Consider the following 18,087-nt stretch of genomic DNA (forward strand, 5'->3'; position numbering starts at 1 on the left):
TGGTAAATCATATGTATTAAATTTGAAATCATCTGATCTCTCCGGAGTAGAAAAATGGAACAATTTCCAGCACTGAATAGTGAATGCTTTGATCAACACATCGCCGAGCGCCTGCACCTGCACGAGCCGCCGCGGATTCTGATCCTATATGGCTCAGTTAGAGAGCGCTCCTACAGCCGCTTTGCTGCGGAAGAAGCTGGTCGCCTGCTGGCAGCGATGGGCGCGGAGGTAAAACTATTTAATCCCTCAGGTTTACCCCTGCCGGATGATGCGCCAGATACACATCCTAAAGTCGCCGAGCTGCGCGGTCTGGTCAGATGGTGTGACGGGATGGTGTGGAGTTCTCCGGAACGGCACGGGGCTATGAGCGCAGTTATGAAGGCGCAGATTGACTGGATACCATTAAGTGAAGGCGCAGTTCGTCCTTCGCAGGGCAAAACACTTGCGGTAATGCAGGTTTGCGGAGGTTCACAGTCCTTCAATGCAGTGAACCAGATGCGTATTCTGGGCCGGTGGATGCGGATGTTTACGATCCCTAACCAGTCCTCCGTAGCCAAGGCATGGCAAGAGTTCGACGAAAACGGACGAATGAAACCTTCGTCATGGTATGACCGCATTGTCGATGTAGCCGAAGAGCTGTTTAAAATCACTCTGCTGCTTAAGGGGCAAACCGGCTATCTTGCGGATCGCTACAGCGAACGAAAAGAGAACCATCAGGAGCTTTCATCCCGTGTCAATCAGGACAAAATATAACGTTGTTCTTTGCATAAGCTTAATAACGTCCGCTATTGGCACTAACCAGCCCTTTGCTGATTGAAAAAGGCGAATGAAAGTTGGTTAACACTTTACCTCATGGTCACACAGTTGATCATTGATGAGGCGTTAGTGAGGGCGAATCTTACGGGATTGTGCCGCAGAAAGAATAAAACAGTGCTAATTCAAACCGCTACGGCGGGTTTTCTTTTTTTACTACTGACAGAAATTTAACAATTTGTGCTCTTAAGCCGTTGATCATTTTTGTGCGTAGGTATACTGTATAAAAACACAGTATATGCAGTGGAGGCCATTATGAAAGTTGAATTACTAATTGATCGCATGAAGGAACTTCCTAAAGGCGCGGTACCAGCACTGGAGAAAGAATTGCTTAAGCGCCTGAATGATCACTATGACAATTGCAGGCTCACAATCCGCCGTGCCGGGTCAGATGGGTTAAGTGTTTTAGGCGGTGACAAGGACGACAAAAAGAAAATTGAATCAATCCTCCAGGATACCTGGGAAAGCGCTGACGACTGGTTTTATTAGAATTGCGCTTAAGGCTGGCGCGCATTTTTCAGAATACCGCAATTTGCGTAACCCTCTGATGCTGCTGCCGACAATCTTTAATCGCGTCTGTTAGTCGCTCGAAGGGAGAACATAAATGTGAGTGATTCAGCTTTGCAAACGTCAGAAGACAACTGGTATGACATTGTAAGAAGGTCTGACGGCTGCGTGGTGTTTAGCTTTCCTTCATCGGGCAGGCATCTAATTTATCGCGTCAATGGCATGGTTTCTATGCGGCCTTTGCTGGATGATGAAGAAGTCTTTACTCCTAATGGTTTTATGCAGTTTATTCACCGTCTCGGCTACCGGGTAACCTCACCTTCTGATAATATGAAATCAACGGTCTGAACAACCGTAACCTACTGCGCCACGGAGAGAAACCATGGCGCACGAACTACAACTCATCAAGCAGTCCTCAGGTATCCTGATCCCCGCGACGCCGGAGACCAGCGATATTCTGCAATCAAAAATCAAACTCGGCGCCGTGCTGGTGGCAGAGTTCCGGCAGGTGAGGAATCCCGCATTCCATCGCCGTTTCTTTGCGCTCCTGAATCTCGGGTTTGAATACTGGGAACCTACTGGCGGGGCGATATCTTCCAACGAACGTAAATTGGTGACCGGGTACGCAAAATTCCTCGCCTCGTTCGGTGGAAGTGAAGCTGCACTCCTGGACGCCGCCGAGCAATATCTCGACCGTATCGCTGATAAGCGAGCAGGTAGCATTAGCATCTGCAAATCCTATGATGCTTATCGCGCCTGGGTGATCGTCGAGTCTGGTCACTATGACGCTATTCAGCTTCCTGACGGAACACTTCGCAAACACCCCCGCAGCATTGCCTTCGCCAACATGGACGAAACCGAGTTCCAGCAACTGTACAAAGCCGCGCTTGATGTTCTGTGGCGCTGGGTATTGTCCCGGGCATTCAAGACTCAGCGAGAAGCGGAAAACGCCGCATCGCAGCTTATGAGCTTTGCGGGGTGATGGCGATGAAATATTCCTGGTTTCACCATCACGAATGCACAACCGAGCAAGCCGACGAACTGGTGGCCAGTTACCGCCGCCGTGGCGCCACGGTAGAACGCAGCCTGAATCGCGACAACATCACCTGGACTGTCAGCGTGCAACTGCCGGAAAGCGAGAAAGCGCCGCGCCCGAGCCGTGTCTGGCAAAACAAGGCGTGGGGGTGATTATGGTTAAGTTACCTCGCCGCAAGTGTGCCAACAAAGCATGCCGCCAGTGGTTCAATCCAGTGCGTGACACGCAGACAGTCTGCGGCTACGAGTGCGCCAGCGCCGTCGGCAAAGAGCAGACCAGAAAGGCTCGTGAAGATGCTCAGCGCAAAGAGTCCGCCAAACAGCGTGCTACTGAGAAGAAAGAACGTGCCGCCTGGCGCCAGCGCAAAGCAGCTGCCAAACCACTGAAGCACTGGATTGACCTGACGCAGCGTGCCGTTAACGACATTTGCCGCGAGACGGAGTTGGCAGAGGGGCGGGGCTGCATTTCCTGTGGAACGAAAACGGCGTTCGCCTGGCATGCTGGTCACTATCGGACCACGGCCGCCGCTGGGCATCTGCGCTTCACTCGCTTCAACATCCATCTTCAGTGTGACGTCTGCAACGTCCATAAATCCGGGAATATCGAAGCATACCGAGCTTCGTTGGTGGAGCGTTATGGCGAAGAGCCGGTATTGGCGCTTGAGAATAATAATATCCCGCATCGCTGGACAGTCGAAGAACTGAAGGAAATCAGATTCACCGCGCTGGCCGACTTACGCGTACTGAAAAAGCAGGAGGCCGCATGACATTCGAAACCTACGTTGCCGATCACCTCCGCGTTCGCTGGCAAAGATTGCGCTTATACCACTTTCCGGGCTCTGTGCTAACGGACTACCGAATACTGAAGAACTACATCAAAACCATAGGCGGTGCTGTATGAACACTCAATTTCTTGAATACGTGCGCCAGCAGCTGATGGTGGCCACCGCCGATTTAAGTGGTGCGACGAAAGGGCAGTTAATGGCCTGGCTTGAGAACGCCCAATTTGATACGGGCACGTTTAAACGTAAGAAGCCTCGAGTGCTGGATGAAGTGACCGGGAAAATGATTACGCTGGATAACCCACCAATACCGGGCAAACAGTCGCATGCTAAGGGTTCACATATTCCTCTGGTGCAGCCGGTTGAATACTCCACAGCATCATGGCGCCGTGCGCTGCTGTCTCTGGACGAACACCAAAAGGCATGGCTGCTGTGGAACTACAGTGAAAACATCCGTTGGGAGCATCAGGAGACGATCACCCGGTGGGCATGGGAACAATTCAGTGCGCAGTTGGCCGGGAAGCGCATAGCGAAGAAGACCATAGACAGATTGCGCCAGCTTATCTGGCTGGCGGCGCAGGATGTGAAGGCCGAGTTGGCCGGGCGGGACGCCTATGAATACCAGAAGCTGGCGGAGCTGGTGGGCGTGGCAAAATCCACTTGGACAGAAACCTATCTACCTCACTGGCTGGCAATGCGCAGCGGCCTTAAGCGACTTGATAGCGGTGCACTTATCTCTGTAACGCGATCACGTTCACAACAAAAGGCGACAAATTTGGATGTTATTATTGCAAAACCGAACTGAAACGCATATATTTCATGTAAATCTGATATCGTCGCCATAGGTTCGATTGTCGACAAAAAGAATACAAGCCCTGCGGTTAACCCCGTGGGGCTTTTGCGTTTCTGGAGGGTGTAAGAAAATGCACGAGTAGAACGGACAGACCGCAGCCGTTAGGCAAAGCAGCAGTCATGATGCTGCCCCGAGTCTCTATGAGAGCCAGATGCAGATCCAAACTGCAATACGCGCTGGTTAGGGTCAATAAAGAAGAAGGCGTACCGGTACTCCAGAGCGATCGCTAGTCGTTCACCGGTTAGAGGTGAGGGATTCATGAGATACCCCTGACTACGGACTCAAGGGCATGAGCGCGGCCACTGCGAGAGTGTGGTTTATTGCACCACTTTTTAAAGCATCTACCTTTAAGCTAGCCGTTTTAGTATTGGGGGGATATGTGAAAGAAGGGTATTACTGGGTTCAGCACGATGGCATCGTTGAAGTGGCGTACTTCACTCCTGAAGAGTTTGAAGACATTGAAACTGGCAGGACGGTGACCGGAGTCTGGCATCTAACCAGAGGCGACGACATCTGCCATAACGGTGAAACTGAGGTTCTCGAAGGGCCGTTGCAGCCGCCGCAATAAAAAAACACCAAACATCCAATCCCTGGCCCTCGCCGGGGATTTTTCATTTCAGGCCCACGGGAATCATCCGCTACGTGCTTTATTGATAAATCCAGCCCGTGAAGCCTGACCCTTACATCACACACAGCGCCCCGATCACGGAGGTGCGGATATGCAACGTATGAACCCAACCGATGGACATAACATGCCGTACTGGTGGTCAGGCCTGCTTGGTTTTTTTTCTGTTCTGAGTTTGCAAGATTATGTATTTATCCTTGGCGCTCTGATCTCGGCTTATTTCACCATTAAGACCTACTACGCGAAGCGGAAAGAAGAACGTGAACGGCTTGATGAAGAAAAAAAAAGGACGCAGTTATTAGCTAAGTACCTTGCTGATGTAGCCGTTAAACCAAGTCGTGATCGCCCAGCGGCGGCTGAGGTCGTGACAGAGGCAATGAAACGCATCTCTGGTGAGGTAGCAAAATAACTATGACCTCGACAAAAACAAAGATAAGCGCCGCCGTTCTGGGTCTGGTGCTTGCCGGTGCGCCAGCGTCAGTGATTCTCGACCAGTTTCTCGATGAGAAAGAAGGTAACAGTCTGACGGCCTATCGCGACGGCGGCGGACTTTGGACGATTTGCCGTGGCGCCACGATGGTCGATGGTAAGCCGGTAGTACAGGGCATGAAGTTGTCTGCTGAAAAATGCGCCAGGGTAAACGCCATAGAACGCGATAAGGCGCTTGCGTGGGTTGACCGAAATATCAAAGTACCACTGACCGAACCGCAGAAAGCGGGTATCGCTTCTTTCTGCCCTTACAACATTGGTCCAGGTAAATGCTTCCCGTCCACGTTCTACAAGCGAATCAATGCTGGTGATCGTAAAGGCGCATGCGAAGCGATTCGCTGGTGGATAAAAGACGGTGGCCGCGATTGTCGTCTGACCAAAGGCCAGAAAAATGGCTGCTATGGGCAGGTAGAAAGGCGAGACCAGGAAAGCGCGCTGACGTGCTGGGGGTTAGACCAGTGAAATATTTACCATCTGCAATCTGCTTCATTGTCGCCGGAATACTCGCATGCAAGGGTATGACTGGTTGGGGATGGTTCTTGTTTGTGGGAGTGATATTGCTATGAGTTTTCGCTCTCAGATCATTATCGCCGCGCTTCTGGTATCCGTCGCATTCATCGCCGGCAGTGTATGGAGCAGTCGCGGGTGGGAAAAAAAGTGGGCGGAACGTGACAGCGTTGAATCATCGCAAACAGCGAACGCGCAGATCGCCGCCCGCATGATTGAACAAGGGCGTACTGTTGCCCGTGAAGAGGCTGTGAAAGATGCACAAGCGAAAGCCGCCAAAGCTGCTGCCACTGCTGCTGGTATGTCTGCCACTGTTAGCCAGCTGCGCACCGAAGCAACAAAACTTGCCGCCCGCCTGGACGCCGCAAAGCACACCGCAGATCTTGCCGCTACCGTCAGAAGCAAAACAGCCGGAGCCGACGCCAGAATGCTCGCCGACATGCTCGGAAGTCTTGCGGAAGAAGCTCGATATTATGCTGAACGATCTGACGAAAGCTACCGCGCCGGGATGACGTGTGAACGCATTTACGACTCAGTGAGAGGTAAGTGATTTTAGTTTATGGAAAAAAATTTAATTTACCTGTAGCGAACACATATGTGGAACTAGTTGATACCATAGCCTTTTAACTGTTATGGCGATATGGTAATGAGAATTGATGTTAACTACCTCAAGGGTTTGACAGCCCTTTTCTTGGAAGCAGAGAAGCCTTTTGTAGATATCAATCAAATGATTGATGCAGGGTATGATATTACAACAGGCGAAGGGGCGTTCCATATCTTACTGTTAGCAGAACAAGGCTACGTCAGCAATCTTAAAGCTGAAACGGGAAACCCTGAAGTATTGGGTCTGCGTGTAACTCGAGGCGGTGACTTTGACTATGCAAATAGTAAATTACGATTAACAGCCTCCGGTATGGAGTTTGCTTTATCTCTTGATAGAAATGATATTTTTGAACGATTAAAAGAAATTAGTGACGAGCCCTTATCTGTAATTAAAGACGTAGGTGTAGAGCTTTTAAAATCGTATGCGAAAAAGAAATTTGGTTTATCTGACTAGCCCATCGCAATTTTTAATTACCATCACAAAGGCCACTTTCGAGTGGCTTTTTTAATGGCTTAACCACAGGAATAGAACCATGGCAAAACCGGACTGGGGCGAGCTTCAGCAACGGTTCCTGTCCGACAATGCCGCAACCGGCGTATCACCAAAGGATTGGTGTGAAGCGCAGGGACTGAATTACGCGACCGCACGCCGCTACATAAAAAAACCTACTGCGCAAAGTGCGCAAAAACCTGCGCAGAAGAAATTGCGCACTGCGCAAAAGGAAAAGAGCGCAGAAGAACTGGCGGATGCCAAATTGAGCCCAAAGGTAAAACGCTTCATTGCTGAATACCTCAAGGATCAGAACGCCACCGCAGCAGCTGAACGGGCTGGCTATAGTGACCCAAACTATGGGCGTCAGCTCATAACGAATCCTAACGTTGCGCAGGCCATTGCGCAGCAGCAGAAAGCATCCATTGTGCGCACACTCGGCAGTGCCGATGAGGTGCTTGAGCAGATGTGGCGACTGGCAACATTCGACGCCAACCAGTTATCACAGTATCGCCGCGGGAGCTGCCGTTACTGCTGGGGATTCGGTCACCAGTATCAATGGCGCGATGCCGTAGAGTACGAAGAGAAACGTCTCGAAGCGCTTGAGCGTAAACGTCGCGAGCCTGTCGATGTTGGCGGTTACGGCTACGACCACACCACCGCGCCTAACCCTGAATGCCCACGCTGCAATGGTGACGGCATCGGTCAGCCGTTCTTCGCTGATACGCGCAAACTGGCGCCGGATGCTGCACTTGCCTATTCCGGTGTGAAGCTTGGTAAGAATGGCGTTGAGATAACCGCCATCAGCCGTGAGCGAATGTACGAGGCTGTGATGAAACGCCTCGGCCTGGCTGACAGTGAATTTGCTCAGCGTCTGCAGCAGATTGAAATCGAGCGCCGGCAGCTGGAAATCGACAAACTTCGCAAAGAACTGGCCGCCGATCCGGAGGATGACGAACCAACACCAGTTGCAATCAATATCAACGTAGTCGACGCGAGGGCGGAAGATGGGGATCAGCCCGACACTTAACATTCCTCAGGCTCGCTTCCTCGCAATGCAGCACAAGTTCAAAGCCTATGTCGCCGGGTTCGGTTCGGGTAAGACATGGGTGGGTTGTGGCGGCATCTGTAAGGGGATGTGGGAGCACCCGAAAATCAACCAGGGCTACTTCGCGCCAACTTACCCGCAGATTCGTGACATCTTCTATCCAACGATTGAAGAGGTGGCATTTGACTGGGGGTTGAGTGTCAAAATCAACGAGGGTAACAAAGAGGTTCACTTCTACGAGGGGCGAAGATTCCGCGGGACCACAATCTGTCGCTCGATGGAAAAGCCCGGCTCGATAGTTGGTTTCAAAATCGGTAACGCGATGGTGGATGAGCTGGATGTCATGGCGGCTGCCAAAGCGCAGCAGGCCTGGCGAAAAATCATAGCCCGCATGCGTTACAAAGTTGATGGGCTGCGTAACGGCATCGATGTAACGACAACGCCGGAAGGCTTCAAGTTCGTTTACCAGCAGTTCGTGAAGGCGGTACGTGAAAAGCCAGAGCTTGCGGCCCTGTATGGTCTGATACAGGCCAGCACGTTCGATAACGCGAAGAACCTGCCTTCGGATTACATCCCTTCGCTGATGAATTCCTACCCACCGGAGTTGATTAAGGCGTATCTGAGGGGGCGCTTCACCAACCTGACCAGCGGCACCATCTATCACCAGTTCGATCGACGTCTGAATAACTGCACCGATGAAGAACAGACAGGCGAACCGCTCTATATCGGTATGGACTTTAACGTTGGCAAAATGGCGGCCATCGTCCACGTCATTAGGAATGGCGAGCCACGTGCTGTACGCGAACTGGTAAAGGTCTATGACACGCCAGCAATGATTAAACGCATTCAGGAAGAGTTCTGGCGCTATGAGGGCGGGCGTTATGCCCCCTCTCGTCAGATTTACATCTACCCGGATGCCTCCGGCGATTCGCGTAAATCGAACAATGCCAGCGCCACGGATATCGCGCAGCTTAAACAGGCTGGATTCAGCGTGGTGGTGAATGCTGCGAACCCACCAGTGAAGGACCGCATTAACTCCGTGAACGCCATGTTCTGCAATGGTAACGGCGAGCGTCGCTACAAAGTGAACGTGACCCGCTGTCCGGTCTATACAGACAGCCTTGAACAGCAGGTATGGGCGGCAAACGGCGAGCCGGATAAATCAGCCGACAACGATCACCCAAACGACGCTGGTGGCTATTTCATCGTGAAGCAATTCCCGATCATCAAGCCCACCGGAAAAGTCACTCAACTACGGATCTAACTCCATGCCCGATATTTCAACACCCAACCTCGACTATAACGACATGGTTGAGGCGTGGGACATTAACGATGCTCTGATGGGCGGCACGCTGGAAATGCGCCGGCAGGGCGAAGCCTACCTACCTCGCTGGCCGCGCGAGGATACAGAGGACTATAAGAAACGCCTGTCTGTTGCGACGCTGCTCCCGGCCTACGAAGAAAGCATTAAGCAAAATACCGGGCGTGTATTTGCTGAGCCAACCGTGTTAAGCGAAAAAACGCCGGAAAAAATCAAAAATTATGCCGAAAACATCGATATGGAAGGCAGTCGCCTTGATGTCTGGGCGCAGCAATTCTTCAGCCTGGCATTTCAGTACGGTCTTGCCCATGCGCTGGTGGATTATCCACGTACTAACGCTGAAGAAATTCGCACAAAAGCAGATGAACAGGCTGCTGGTGGTCGCCCATATGTAACGATGCTGAACCCTCGCCAGGTGATTGGGTGGAAATCAAAGGTTGTCAGCGGAAAGGTTGTGCTCACTGAGTTGCGCGTAAAAGAAGTCATTGTTGTGGATGGTGACGACTTCGGGCAAACCAAAGTTGAGCAGATCCGCCACATCATGCCGCGTAAAGTGGAAATCTGGCGCCGTAACAAAGGTGATGGTGGAGAATCCACATGGACTCTTTACGAAGAGTGGGAAACCAGCCGCGACGACATTACCCTTGTAACGCTCTACACCAAAAAAACCGGGTTTATGCGCGGTTCTCCACCACTGCTGAATCTGGCATTGCTGAACATCAAGCACTGGCAAAGCCAGAGTGAGCAGGACAACATTCTTCATGTTGTGCGTGTGCCACTTCTATCTGTTTTTGGCCTGGAAGACGATCAGGAACTGGTCATTGGCTCATCCAGCGCTACTAAATTCAGTGACCGCGCAAAACAGGGTATGGAATACACCGAGCATACCGGCGCCGCCATCGAGTCAGGTGAAACATCACTGGAAAATCTGGAAAACCAGATGCGCCAGGCGGGCGCGAAGCTGCTGCGTGCAGAAAACACATCAACAAAATCTGACGACCAGACGCATGAAGAGCATATGCAGGAAAACTCGCCGCTGTACACCATGGCGAGTTCGCTGGAGGATGCACTTGATAACATTCTGCAAATCATGGCTGAGTGGATTGGTGAAAGTGATGGCGGCAATGTTGATGTGCGCACAGAGCTGGATGTTTCTGCTCAGACGTTCGATTCATCTGCTGCTATGGCCGTTCAGTCCCTGCGACAGGGTGGTGACATTCGCCAGGTTGATGCTGTTCGCGTGCTCCAGGCGCTTAAATTCATCGACCCTGACGCGAAGCCGGATGATGTGATCGACGAGCTGAAAAACCAGCAGGTAACACTGATGGGTGGTAACAATGGTAACGGTTAACGATCAACTGCGTGACGAGTCCATAGCACACGCTATCTGGATTAGTCGTTACAGTACCGGCGTTGCCAGTCGAATGGTGAAACTGCTCAACGAAAGTGATGCTGAACTGACGGCGCGCCTGCTGGTGGCGATGGATAGCATAGAGCCGAATAGCTTTACGGTCACACGTCTTGAAGCACTGCTGTCGAGTGTGCGGGAAATTAACCGCACTGCGATAAACGGCATGTTTTCCAGCCTGTCTACTGAACTGAATGACCTGGCGAAACATGAGGCAGGGTATCAGTTGAGCCTCTTTGACGCGCTGTTGCCGGAGTTCGTGACCGACGTTCATCCGCTGGTGGGTATCTCTCCTGATGCAGTGTATGCCGCAGCGATGGCGAAACCCTTTCAGGGGCGATTACTCAGCGAATGGGCGTCAAACCTCGAAGCGGATCGCCTCAACCGCATCAGCAACGCTGTGCGACAGGGCTTTTTACTGGGAGATACAAACGAGCAGATAGCGCGGAAGGTTCGCGGTCACGCCAGCAAAGGCTATCAGGATGGCGCATTGCAACTGAGCCGCGCCAATGCCGCCAGTATCGCGAAAACGGCGGTGGGGCATCTTGCGGCGACGGCGCGTAACAGCTTTGCTGACGCCAATAATGACCTGATGAAGGGTAAGCAGTGGCTTTCCACCCTGGACAACCGAACGACGCAGATGTGCAGGATTCGCGACCGCCTGAAGTACACGCTGGATAATAAGCCAATCGGTCATAAGGTTCCTTATTTGCAGGGGCCGGGGCGCATTCATTTCTGCTGCCGTTCCACTGAAACCTTTATCCTCAAATCGGCGAAAGAGTTGGGTATCGATGTTCGCGATATCCCGCCAGCGGAACGCGCCAACATGGATGGTGTTGTGCCCAGAGATACCAACTATCAGGAATGGTTCTCGCGCCAGTCGTTCGATCGCCAGAAGCAAATCGTTGGTGAGAAGCGCGCTAGGTTGATTCGTGATGGTGGCATGTCTCCTGATGAGTTCTACACCGACAAAGGCGAATGGCTGACGCTGGCGCAGTTGCGTGAACGTGACGCGCAGGCGTTCAGGGATGCAGGGCTTTAATCTTCAATAAATCACAACAGGCTGCCTCCGGGCGGCCTTTTTTATGGCCGCAATTCGGATGATGCGCGGTGCAACGGTCGGATGACCAAATCAAAGGTAACAACATGAAACTGAAGACAGTAGAAGTAAACGGTAAGCACTACGCAGAAGTCGATGCTAACGGTCTGCCGGTTTACGTGCATGACGACGGGAAAGAAATTGGCTTCGATGCGGCACAGGCCATCGGCAAAATCTCTTCGCTGAATGGCGAGGCAAAATCTCATCGTGAAGCTAAAGAGGCTGCTGAAGCCAGCCTGGCGAAGTTCTCCGGCATCACTGACCCGATTAAAGCGCTCGAGGCTATCGAAATGATGACCAAAATCGACCAGAAAAAGCTGATCGATGCAGGCGCTGTAGACCAGGTGAAAGCGGAGATAACCAAATCATTCCAGACTCAACTGGATGAGGTTAACGGCCGCAATAAGACGCTGGAAAGCCAACTCTACGATGCGAAGATTGGCGGCAGCTTCTCGGGCTCGAAATTCATTGCCGACAAAATTGCCATCCCTGCCGATCTGCTGCAGGCGCGCTTCGGTCAGTCGTTTAAGGTCGAAGAGGGTAAAGTTGTCGCATATGACGGCACCGGCAACAAAATTTATTCCCGCTCTAAACCGGGCGAACTGGCCTCATTCGATGAGGCGCTGGAGTTCCTGGTAGAGCAGTACCCGCAAAAAGACCACATCCTAAAAGCCAGTGGCAATAACGGCGGTGGTTCTCGCCCAACTCAACATCAGGCAGGCCAAAAGACGATGAAGCGCGACGCGTTTACAGGTCTTAGCCCTGTCGAGCAGCAGTCGACGCTGAAAGAAGGCATCACCATCGTCGACTAATCGCATTTGCCAGTTGCCGGATGGTGGCTGGCGCCAGAGCTGGATAGCTCACTAATCAATCCACGATAAAATCTCAAGGAACACAGAAAAATGGCTAATACCCTTACCGGGTTGATCCCGACTATCTATACAGCTCTGGATATCGTTTCCCGTGAACAGGTGGGCTTTATTCCTGCTGTCGCGCGAAATACCAAAGCAGACGCAGCAGCGAAAGACCAGACCGTTACTGCACCGGTTGCTCCGGTTGCTGTTACCGAGGACATCGTGCCGGGACCGTCTGCGCCGAATACCGGCGATCAGAATATCGGCACCGTCGATGTCAAAATCACCAAATCCAAAATGGCCTCAGTCAAATGGAACGGTGAAGAGCAACTGGCTCTCGGTCCCGCTGGTACTTACAACACCATTCTTGCTGACCAGTTCACCCAGGCATTCCGCGCACTGTCAAATGAGGTCGATGCTGATCTCGGCGCACTTTACTACGGCACTTCTCGCGCCGTTGGCACTGCTGGCACAACGCCGTTTGGCGTGAAGGAGGATCTGACCGACGCAGCTAATGCACGCAAAGTTCTGGAGGACAACGGTTCGCCAACTACCAACCTGCAAATGGTTCTCGGTTCTTCTGCAATCGCGAATCTTCGCGGGAAGCAGACGGTACTGTTCAAAGTGAATGAATCCGGCACTGAGCAACTGCTTCGCGAGGGTACGCTGGGCCGACTGGAAGGCTTCAACATTCACAACTCTGCGGGCGTTAAGCGTGCACCTGCTGCTACCGCGACAGGATATCTGGTCAATGGTGCGAAACAGGAAGGCGATATCATCATTGCCATCGATACTGGTACGGGCGCTATCGTAGCTGGTCAGGTCGTTACTTTCGACGGCGATGATAACCAGTATGTTGTTGCGGCAGCTACTTCCACCACCATCACTCTGGCTGCGCCGGGCCTGCGCCAGAATCTGGCGGACAACACCGAAATCACGGTTGTTGGTAGCTTCACCGCGAATATGGCGTTTGACCGTAACGCTTTCCTGCTGGCTTCGCGAACCCCGGCAATGCCGGATGGTGGTGATACCGCTGATGACGTGATGAACGTAACCGATCCAAAGTCCGGCATCACCTTCCAGATCGCGCTGTATCGTCAGTACCGTCAGGTGCGTTATGAAGTTGGCCTGGCGTGGGGCGTGGCTTCCATCAAACCAGCCCATGCAGTAATGCTTCTGGGCTAACACCATCACACACAAGGGGCTTCGGCCCCTTTTCTTTCTGGAGGGATTATGGCTGGATTGACGAAAGAACAGCGCGCTCAGCGAGCAGCAGAAAAACTTGCTGCTGAACTGGCGGCAAAAAACAATTCTGAGCAGCAGGAGCAGCAGGAGCAGCAGGAGCAGCAGGAGCAGCAGGAGCAGCAGGAGCAGCAGGAGCAGCAGGAGCATGGTGCTCAGTTGGTTGCTATGTTCACTGACTTCCCGGCATTCCACGGCGCGCCCACCACCGCAGATGTGCATCCTGATGAAGTGGAAAACTGGAAGGCGGCAGGCTGGCGCATAGAGGAGTGATTCATGATCACCTACATCACAGTGGCGGACGTTGATCAGATACTCGGTGCCGACTGGACTAATCCCAGTAAAAAATCAAAATCGGTACTGATGGCTAACACCTGGATGAATGGCCTCAACCTGAAAATGCCCTGCGATAACAGGACTCACGAAGTCATTATTCCTGATGATGTTAAGCAGGCTGGCGCATATGCGGCGCAGGCGGCAGCAAATGGCGGGCTGTATCAGCAGAAAACAAACTCTGGTTCTTTGCTGAGCAATTCCGTTGATGCCGACGGCGTGAGCGTATCAAAGACATTCGCTGAACTTGCGGTTAATAGCACTGCGCTTCTTGATTCCGATCTGCAACTGGCGCTGGCGATGCTCAAGCCATATGGTGTCAATCAGTCCCAAATAAGGCTGGTGAGGGGGTAACGTGAGAAACATCATCAATCCTGGCATCCATTATGCCGGTGATGGCCGTGGGCGTCGCGATGTGTTCGTGAACGGGCACCAGATAAACCATGTCGTTTATGCGAATAAGAGAAAGGGGATTGTCGAATTCGCTCCGCATCCACTCCGGGCAAAACGAAATGGCGAGGTGTATACGCGAAAATTACGTGGTGTAGTCACTGTTGAGTTCCGGCAATGCAATGGTGTCCATCATGGGCATTCGTGACGAGCTTCAGACCGAAATCGCCGCAGCGTTCGATGACGATCTTGCCGACGCCGTTAACAACTTTACCGGCTCTTACGTCATCCAAACCGGATGGGACCCGGTAACGGAAACAGGCGGTGAAACCACCGTGACCTATGCCGGGCGCGGTGTGCTGTCGCGGTACAAACTAAACCGTATCGATGGCGTCAATATCCTGCACGGCGACCTGAAATTAACCGCGCTGACAAATGAAATTACCGACGAACCGAAAGTCGATCACATCATCACTGCACCAGACCTGATTACCGGCGAACAGCAGCGCTACAAGGTCATTACGGCAGGAACCGATCCGGCGAAAGCAACATATTCCATTCAGTTGCGGAGGGCGTGACATGGCTAAGGCCTGGAGTCTTGACCCAGCATTATTCGCTGACAAGGTGGAAGAGGATGTCGGAAAACTGCAACGTGTTATAGCCATTCAGTTGCTCAATGAGATCGTTATTCGGTCACCGGTCGGTAACCCTGAAATATGGGCTATCAATAGCATGCAGGTTCAGCAGCGCGACCGGGTTAATGATATCAATGAAGCCCTTCGGAGCAGTGACCGGTTCGGGACCACTGACAAAAACGGTAACCGTCGGATTAAACGAGGCAATAAAGTCAGTCTAGCCGATGCTGAGTACAGCAGTAATGCTGGGAAATTCGGCCCCCAGCGCGTACGCAAGCTAAGGCGCGGACAGGGGGAAATTTATCGACCACCAGGCTATCGCGCGGGGACTTTCCGGGCATCGCATTTTGTTAGCATTGGCTCTCCAAGCAATTACGTGCCAAGCGAGCCAGATCCGAATGGTGCAAATACTATAAATAACGGGACGTCGACAATTCTTGCGGCGCCAAGTTATTCGGTCATCTACATCCAGTCAAACCTTCCTTATTCCGTACCGCTTGAAAACGGGCACTCAAAGCAGGCACCGGCAGGCGTTTATGCGGTTTCATTTAATGGTGTAACACAGGCCTACAAATGACCCTCACAGAAATTCGTAACGCTGTCATCACCCGAATGACGGCGCAGACGGCTATTGCCTCTGATGCCGTGGATTATCCAAACGGATCCGTATTTGATCCAAGTGGTCGTGATATCTGGGCTCGTTTCACCAACATTTCAGGCATAGCCGGAGCAAATGAAATCGGCGGTGGCCCGGTTGTTCACCGTACCGGCGTACTCATCATTCAGATATTCGTTCCGGTTGGTAGCGGCTCTCTGCTGATAAACCAGACCGCCGACAAACTCTGTGAATTATTCGAATTCCAGAATGACGGAAAACTCAGTTATTTCGCCGTATCCGCTGTTCCTGCTGGTGAAACAGATGGCTGGTCTCAGCTCAATCTACAAATTCCTTACCGCGCTCTGTAGCGCTTAACTTCGATGGAGGTGACCGCATGTCGAGCGGCGCTAAGGTACTCTCGGCCTTTATCCGGGAGACGACTCCAGGAATCACGCCTGCTGGCGTCTGGAATCTTTTCAAACGTACGAGTTGGGGCGTTGGCCCATCCCAGAACACCAACGACAACGACGAGATCGGCGGCACCCGAATGGCGCAGGGCGCTACGCTGGGAACTGTTGATGTCGGCGGCGATGTCGGGGCAAAATTCCGCTACGGCCAGCATGATGACTTCCTGGCTTCGTGTTTTGGCGCGGAGTGGGCGGGCAACGTGCTGACGATGGGGAATGACCGTATCTCTTTCTCACTTGCGACATACGCTTCGGATGTTGGTATTGCCTCTATCGTTCGTGGCGCGCAAGTAAGTGTGTTCCAGTTGGAAGTTCCTAACGACGGTGACGTTACCGCGACAGTCACATTCGCGGGGCTGGGTTGGGACTCAAAAGCAGATGATACGAGTTACATCAGCGGCACTCCTGCGGATAATGCTGGCGAACTGCGTTACTCGTTCAAAGAGGTCACAGCAATCAACCTGAACGGGATCGACGGTGGTGATGGTTTCTGTATCGATACCTTCAACATCCAGTTCGACAATAACGTCCAGACGCAGCGCTGTATCGGCACCGGTTCACCGTTTGCCGGGGCCAATATCCCGACCACCTTTACGCCTTCAGGTTCGATCACTTTGTCGTGGTCAAAAGCCGCGTGGGAGGTCTGGAGCAAAACGCTTACCGGCGCAACCGTGCTATTCAGTTTCACGCTGGCGAATGACGAAGGTCAGTACAGTTTCACTTTCCCGAAAGTGCAGGTCGCTGGCGACTGGCCGGATGGCGGTAATACCGACATTATCCAGGTTCAACTGGATATCACTGCGGCCGACGAGTCACCGACCATTACCCGCGCTGTTACCGTCCCAGCCACGGCAATCAGCGTAACGCCAGCAACTTCATCAGGTGATGTCGGTACTTCCGTCACGCTGACAGCGAACCTTACCCCGGCTGGTGCGACTGATGCTGTGCAGTGGGAGTCATCAGATCCGACGGTTGCAACGGTGGTATCGACAGGCCAAAAAACCTGCCAGGTAGACAGAGTCGGCGACGGCACCGCAACGATAACCGGAAAAGTGCGAGGCTTCACCGCCACCGCTGAGATTACCGTCACTGAGCCATAAAATTTTCCTTGCCCGTTCCGCTCTGCATGGCGGCGCGGGCATTTTTATGCAGGAGTTTTTAATGATCATCTTAACCCCACGAATTGATATTGGCGGCGAGCGCTGGTTTACACCGCTGAAAGATCTGAAACCCATTGAAGGGCTGAAATTGCTCGTCAGCAGCATTGATAACGACCAGTATCGCTCGCGTAATGCGCTTATACGCCGTCACATTGAAAAAATGGATGCCAGTTACCAGGTGGGAACCAGTGAATTTAATCTTTCAGCTGTCGGGGAAATTGACTCTGCAGACGATCTGCTGATCGACAACTGCGCGCGATACCTGCTGAAAGACTGGAAGGGCGTCGGTGAGCGTGTAGATGGCGAAGAGGTTCCGATTGAATACACGCCGGAACGCGGTGCCGCACTTCTGAAACAGGAACCGGCGATTTACTGGCAAATTCTGGCTGAAGCCGCCAGCATCGCCCAGGGCAAAGAGCAGCAAAAGCAGGAAACCGTAAAAAAGCCTTAGAGGCCCAGAAGTGGCTTAATGAATTTGGGGGAGAGCAGGGCGAAAAAGCCAAATGGCGAAGGAAAAAATTAAAACTCCCGCCAGTTCCAGAGCCTGAAATTGACGGAGTAACGGTGGAAATCCTCAACGGTTACGCCATGATATCGCGTGGCAGGCAATATGCTGGCATGGCTGGCGTCCCGCTTCCGTTTTCCTTGGGTGATATTGAGCGCTATCTGGACTCTCGTTCTATTGTGATTGATCGCACTGAGTTTGAAGCCGCCATACTTGCCCTTGATGATGCCTGGCAGGATGAGTGGGTTGCGGAACGGAAGCGGAAGGAAAACGCCAAATAGCTGTGTCGTTGCCTCTTTCTCCCCCTGTGCTAACCTGTGTGC

Annotated in this window: 27 protein-coding genes; all 27 read left to right on the forward strand. The window is 52.4% G+C overall.

The window, feature by feature from the left end; all coding sequences use genetic code 11:
- Positions 1-54 precede the first annotated feature (54 nt).
- The 27 genes from arsH to EHN13_RS07335 all read left to right on the forward strand — a co-directional run bounded on the left by arsH (position 55) and on the right by EHN13_RS07335 (position 18,045).
- The gene (arsH, locus tag EHN13_RS07200) at positions 55-753 is read left to right on the forward strand and encodes an arsenical resistance protein ArsH (protein WP_048211256.1); all 699 of its coding nucleotides are present in this window, start codon (positions 55-57) and stop codon (positions 751-753) included.
- A 315-nt stretch (positions 754-1,068) separates the two neighbouring features.
- The gene (locus EHN13_RS07205) at positions 1,069-1,302 is read left to right on the forward strand and encodes a DinI family protein (RefSeq protein ID WP_086523786.1); all 234 of its coding nucleotides are present in this window, start codon (positions 1,069-1,071) and stop codon (positions 1,300-1,302) included.
- Between the two features lie 117 nt (positions 1,303-1,419).
- Positions 1,420-1,668, forward strand: a complete 249-nt coding sequence (locus EHN13_RS07210; RefSeq protein WP_124021123.1) for a hypothetical protein — start codon at positions 1,420-1,422, stop codon at positions 1,666-1,668.
- Positions 1,669-1,702: 34 nt separating this feature from the next.
- Positions 1,703-2,302, forward strand: coding sequence for a DUF1367 family protein (locus tag EHN13_RS07215; RefSeq protein WP_124021124.1), 600 nt, complete (start codon positions 1,703-1,705; stop codon positions 2,300-2,302).
- Positions 2,302-2,508 (forward strand): hypothetical protein, encoded by a 207-nt coding sequence (locus EHN13_RS07220; protein ID WP_124021125.1) that lies wholly within the window; start codon positions 2,302-2,304, stop codon positions 2,506-2,508. Before EHN13_RS07215 ends, EHN13_RS07220 begins: the two co-directional genes overlap by 1 nt.
- Positions 2,509-2,510: 2 nt before the next feature.
- Positions 2,511-3,122, forward strand: coding sequence for a recombination protein NinG (locus tag EHN13_RS07225; protein WP_124021126.1), 612 nt, complete (start codon positions 2,511-2,513; stop codon positions 3,120-3,122).
- Positions 3,119-3,256, forward strand: coding sequence for a YlcG family protein (locus EHN13_RS07230; RefSeq protein WP_124021127.1), 138 nt, complete (start codon positions 3,119-3,121; stop codon positions 3,254-3,256). The genes EHN13_RS07225 and EHN13_RS07230 overlap by 4 nt, the downstream gene beginning before the upstream one ends.
- On the forward strand, positions 3,253-3,942 hold the full coding sequence (locus EHN13_RS07235) for a bacteriophage antitermination protein Q (protein ID WP_124021128.1): 690 nt from the start codon (positions 3,253-3,255) through the stop codon (positions 3,940-3,942). Before EHN13_RS07230 ends, EHN13_RS07235 begins: the two co-directional genes overlap by 4 nt.
- Before the next feature lie 427 nt (positions 3,943-4,369).
- Complete coding sequence (locus EHN13_RS07240) at positions 4,370-4,558, forward strand: hypothetical protein (RefSeq protein WP_124021210.1); 189 nt, start codon at positions 4,370-4,372, stop codon at positions 4,556-4,558.
- Positions 4,559-4,709: 151 nt separating this feature from the next.
- Positions 4,710-5,024: a hypothetical protein gene (locus EHN13_RS07245; RefSeq protein WP_124021129.1), complete on the forward strand. Its 315-nt coding sequence runs from the start codon at positions 4,710-4,712 to the stop codon at positions 5,022-5,024.
- Between the two features lie 2 nt (positions 5,025-5,026).
- Positions 5,027-5,566, forward strand: coding sequence for a lysozyme (locus tag EHN13_RS07250; protein ID WP_124021130.1), 540 nt, complete (start codon positions 5,027-5,029; stop codon positions 5,564-5,566).
- Between the two features lie 100 nt (positions 5,567-5,666).
- On the forward strand, positions 5,667-6,161 hold the full coding sequence (locus EHN13_RS07255) for a DUF2514 domain-containing protein (protein ID WP_124021131.1): 495 nt from the start codon (positions 5,667-5,669) through the stop codon (positions 6,159-6,161).
- 96 nt (positions 6,162-6,257) lie between these two features.
- Positions 6,258-6,668, forward strand: a complete 411-nt coding sequence (locus EHN13_RS07260; RefSeq protein WP_124021132.1) for a hypothetical protein — start codon at positions 6,258-6,260, stop codon at positions 6,666-6,668.
- Between the two features lie 79 nt (positions 6,669-6,747).
- A complete protein-coding gene (locus tag EHN13_RS07265) occupies positions 6,748-7,734 on the forward strand; it encodes a terminase small subunit (RefSeq protein WP_124021133.1) in 987 nt (328 codons plus the stop codon).
- Positions 7,712-9,016: a terminase large subunit domain-containing protein gene (locus tag EHN13_RS07270; RefSeq protein WP_124021134.1), complete on the forward strand. Its 1,305-nt coding sequence runs from the start codon at positions 7,712-7,714 to the stop codon at positions 9,014-9,016. The genes EHN13_RS07265 and EHN13_RS07270 overlap by 23 nt, the downstream gene beginning before the upstream one ends.
- Before the next feature lie 4 nt (positions 9,017-9,020).
- Positions 9,021-10,424, forward strand: coding sequence for a DUF4055 domain-containing protein (locus EHN13_RS07275; protein ID WP_124021135.1), 1,404 nt, complete (start codon positions 9,021-9,023; stop codon positions 10,422-10,424).
- The gene (locus EHN13_RS07280; protein ID WP_124021136.1) at positions 10,411-11,523 is read left to right on the forward strand and encodes a phage minor head protein; all 1,113 of its coding nucleotides are present in this window, start codon (positions 10,411-10,413) and stop codon (positions 11,521-11,523) included. Before EHN13_RS07275 ends, EHN13_RS07280 begins: the two co-directional genes overlap by 14 nt.
- 104 nt (positions 11,524-11,627) lie before the next feature.
- The gene (locus EHN13_RS07285) at positions 11,628-12,392 is read left to right on the forward strand and encodes a DUF6651 domain-containing protein (RefSeq protein ID WP_124021137.1); all 765 of its coding nucleotides are present in this window, start codon (positions 11,628-11,630) and stop codon (positions 12,390-12,392) included.
- A gap of 90 nt (positions 12,393-12,482) precedes the next feature.
- Entirely contained in the window at positions 12,483-13,619 is a 1,137-nt protein-coding gene (locus EHN13_RS07290; protein ID WP_124021138.1) for a major capsid protein, read from the forward strand.
- Between the two features lie 48 nt (positions 13,620-13,667).
- On the forward strand, positions 13,668-13,949 hold the full coding sequence (locus EHN13_RS24115) for a hypothetical protein (RefSeq protein WP_197724097.1): 282 nt from the start codon (positions 13,668-13,670) through the stop codon (positions 13,947-13,949).
- Positions 13,950-13,952: 3 nt separating this feature from the next.
- Positions 13,953-14,363, forward strand: a complete 411-nt coding sequence (locus tag EHN13_RS07300) for a hypothetical protein (protein ID WP_005121016.1) — start codon at positions 13,953-13,955, stop codon at positions 14,361-14,363.
- Positions 14,364-14,593: 230 nt separating this feature from the next.
- Positions 14,594-14,977 (forward strand): glutamate 5-kinase, encoded by a 384-nt coding sequence (locus EHN13_RS07310; protein WP_124021139.1) that lies wholly within the window; start codon positions 14,594-14,596, stop codon positions 14,975-14,977.
- A gap of 1 nt (position 14,978) precedes the next feature.
- Positions 14,979-15,611 carry a hypothetical protein gene (locus tag EHN13_RS07315; RefSeq protein WP_124021140.1) on the forward strand — a complete coding sequence of 211 codons (633 nt, stop codon included), beginning with the start codon at positions 14,979-14,981 and terminating at the stop codon, positions 15,609-15,611.
- Positions 15,608-16,000, forward strand: a complete 393-nt coding sequence (locus EHN13_RS07320; protein ID WP_124021141.1) for a phage tail terminator-like protein — start codon at positions 15,608-15,610, stop codon at positions 15,998-16,000. Before EHN13_RS07315 ends, EHN13_RS07320 begins: the two co-directional genes overlap by 4 nt.
- Before the next feature lie 26 nt (positions 16,001-16,026).
- Positions 16,027-17,199, forward strand: a complete 1,173-nt coding sequence (locus EHN13_RS07325; RefSeq protein ID WP_124021142.1) for a phage tail tube protein — start codon at positions 16,027-16,029, stop codon at positions 17,197-17,199.
- A 61-nt stretch (positions 17,200-17,260) separates the two neighbouring features.
- Entirely contained in the window at positions 17,261-17,710 is a 450-nt protein-coding gene (locus EHN13_RS07330) for a hypothetical protein (RefSeq protein WP_040233594.1), read from the forward strand.
- Between the two features lie 167 nt (positions 17,711-17,877).
- Positions 17,878-18,045: a hypothetical protein gene (locus tag EHN13_RS07335; protein ID WP_249039293.1), complete on the forward strand. Its 168-nt coding sequence runs from the start codon at positions 17,878-17,880 to the stop codon at positions 18,043-18,045.
- Positions 18,046-18,087: the final 42 nt, after the last annotated feature.

Origin of the sequence: Citrobacter youngae, assembly GCF_003818115.1 — a bacterium.
In the GTDB taxonomy this organism is placed as follows: Bacteria; Pseudomonadota; Gammaproteobacteria; order Enterobacterales; family Enterobacteriaceae; genus Citrobacter; species Citrobacter youngae.

Coding starts and splice junctions, on each gene's coding strand:
- EHN13_RS07250 (WP_124021130.1), top strand. CDS start 5,027: ATGACCTCGACAAAAACAAAGATAAGCGCCGCCGTTCTGGGTCTGGTG.
- EHN13_RS07315 (WP_124021140.1), top strand. CDS start 14,979: ATGGCTAAGGCCTGGAGTCTTGACCCAGCATTATTCGCTGACAAGGTG.
- EHN13_RS24115 (WP_197724097.1), top strand. CDS start 13,668: ATGGCTGGATTGACGAAAGAACAGCGCGCTCAGCGAGCAGCAGAAAAA.
- EHN13_RS07320 (WP_124021141.1), top strand. CDS start 15,608: ATGACCCTCACAGAAATTCGTAACGCTGTCATCACCCGAATGACGGCG.
- EHN13_RS07215 (WP_124021124.1), top strand. CDS start 1,703: ATGGCGCACGAACTACAACTCATCAAGCAGTCCTCAGGTATCCTGATC.
- arsH (WP_048211256.1), top strand. CDS start 55: ATGGAACAATTTCCAGCACTGAATAGTGAATGCTTTGATCAACACATC.
- EHN13_RS07275 (WP_124021135.1), top strand. CDS start 9,021: ATGCCCGATATTTCAACACCCAACCTCGACTATAACGACATGGTTGAG.
- EHN13_RS07245 (WP_124021129.1), top strand. CDS start 4,710: ATGCAACGTATGAACCCAACCGATGGACATAACATGCCGTACTGGTGG.
- EHN13_RS07290 (WP_124021138.1), top strand. CDS start 12,483: ATGGCTAATACCCTTACCGGGTTGATCCCGACTATCTATACAGCTCTG.
- EHN13_RS07310 (WP_124021139.1), top strand. CDS start 14,594: ATGGGCATTCGTGACGAGCTTCAGACCGAAATCGCCGCAGCGTTCGAT.
- EHN13_RS07300 (WP_005121016.1), top strand. CDS start 13,953: ATGATCACCTACATCACAGTGGCGGACGTTGATCAGATACTCGGTGCC.
- EHN13_RS07205 (WP_086523786.1), top strand. CDS start 1,069: ATGAAAGTTGAATTACTAATTGATCGCATGAAGGAACTTCCTAAAGGC.
- EHN13_RS07335 (WP_249039293.1), top strand. CDS start 17,878: ATGGCTGGCGTCCCGCTTCCGTTTTCCTTGGGTGATATTGAGCGCTAT.
- EHN13_RS07260 (WP_124021132.1), top strand. CDS start 6,258: ATGAGAATTGATGTTAACTACCTCAAGGGTTTGACAGCCCTTTTCTTG.
- EHN13_RS07280 (WP_124021136.1), top strand. CDS start 10,411: ATGGTAACGGTTAACGATCAACTGCGTGACGAGTCCATAGCACACGCT.
- EHN13_RS07330 (WP_040233594.1), top strand. CDS start 17,261: ATGATCATCTTAACCCCACGAATTGATATTGGCGGCGAGCGCTGGTTT.
- EHN13_RS07225 (WP_124021126.1), top strand. CDS start 2,511: ATGGTTAAGTTACCTCGCCGCAAGTGTGCCAACAAAGCATGCCGCCAG.
- EHN13_RS07230 (WP_124021127.1), top strand. CDS start 3,119: ATGACATTCGAAACCTACGTTGCCGATCACCTCCGCGTTCGCTGGCAA.
- EHN13_RS07235 (WP_124021128.1), top strand. CDS start 3,253: ATGAACACTCAATTTCTTGAATACGTGCGCCAGCAGCTGATGGTGGCC.
- EHN13_RS07255 (WP_124021131.1), top strand. CDS start 5,667: ATGAGTTTTCGCTCTCAGATCATTATCGCCGCGCTTCTGGTATCCGTC.
- EHN13_RS07265 (WP_124021133.1), top strand. CDS start 6,748: ATGGCAAAACCGGACTGGGGCGAGCTTCAGCAACGGTTCCTGTCCGAC.
- EHN13_RS07285 (WP_124021137.1), top strand. CDS start 11,628: ATGAAACTGAAGACAGTAGAAGTAAACGGTAAGCACTACGCAGAAGTC.
- EHN13_RS07325 (WP_124021142.1), top strand. CDS start 16,027: ATGTCGAGCGGCGCTAAGGTACTCTCGGCCTTTATCCGGGAGACGACT.
- EHN13_RS07220 (WP_124021125.1), top strand. CDS start 2,302: ATGGCGATGAAATATTCCTGGTTTCACCATCACGAATGCACAACCGAG.
- EHN13_RS07270 (WP_124021134.1), top strand. CDS start 7,712: ATGGGGATCAGCCCGACACTTAACATTCCTCAGGCTCGCTTCCTCGCA.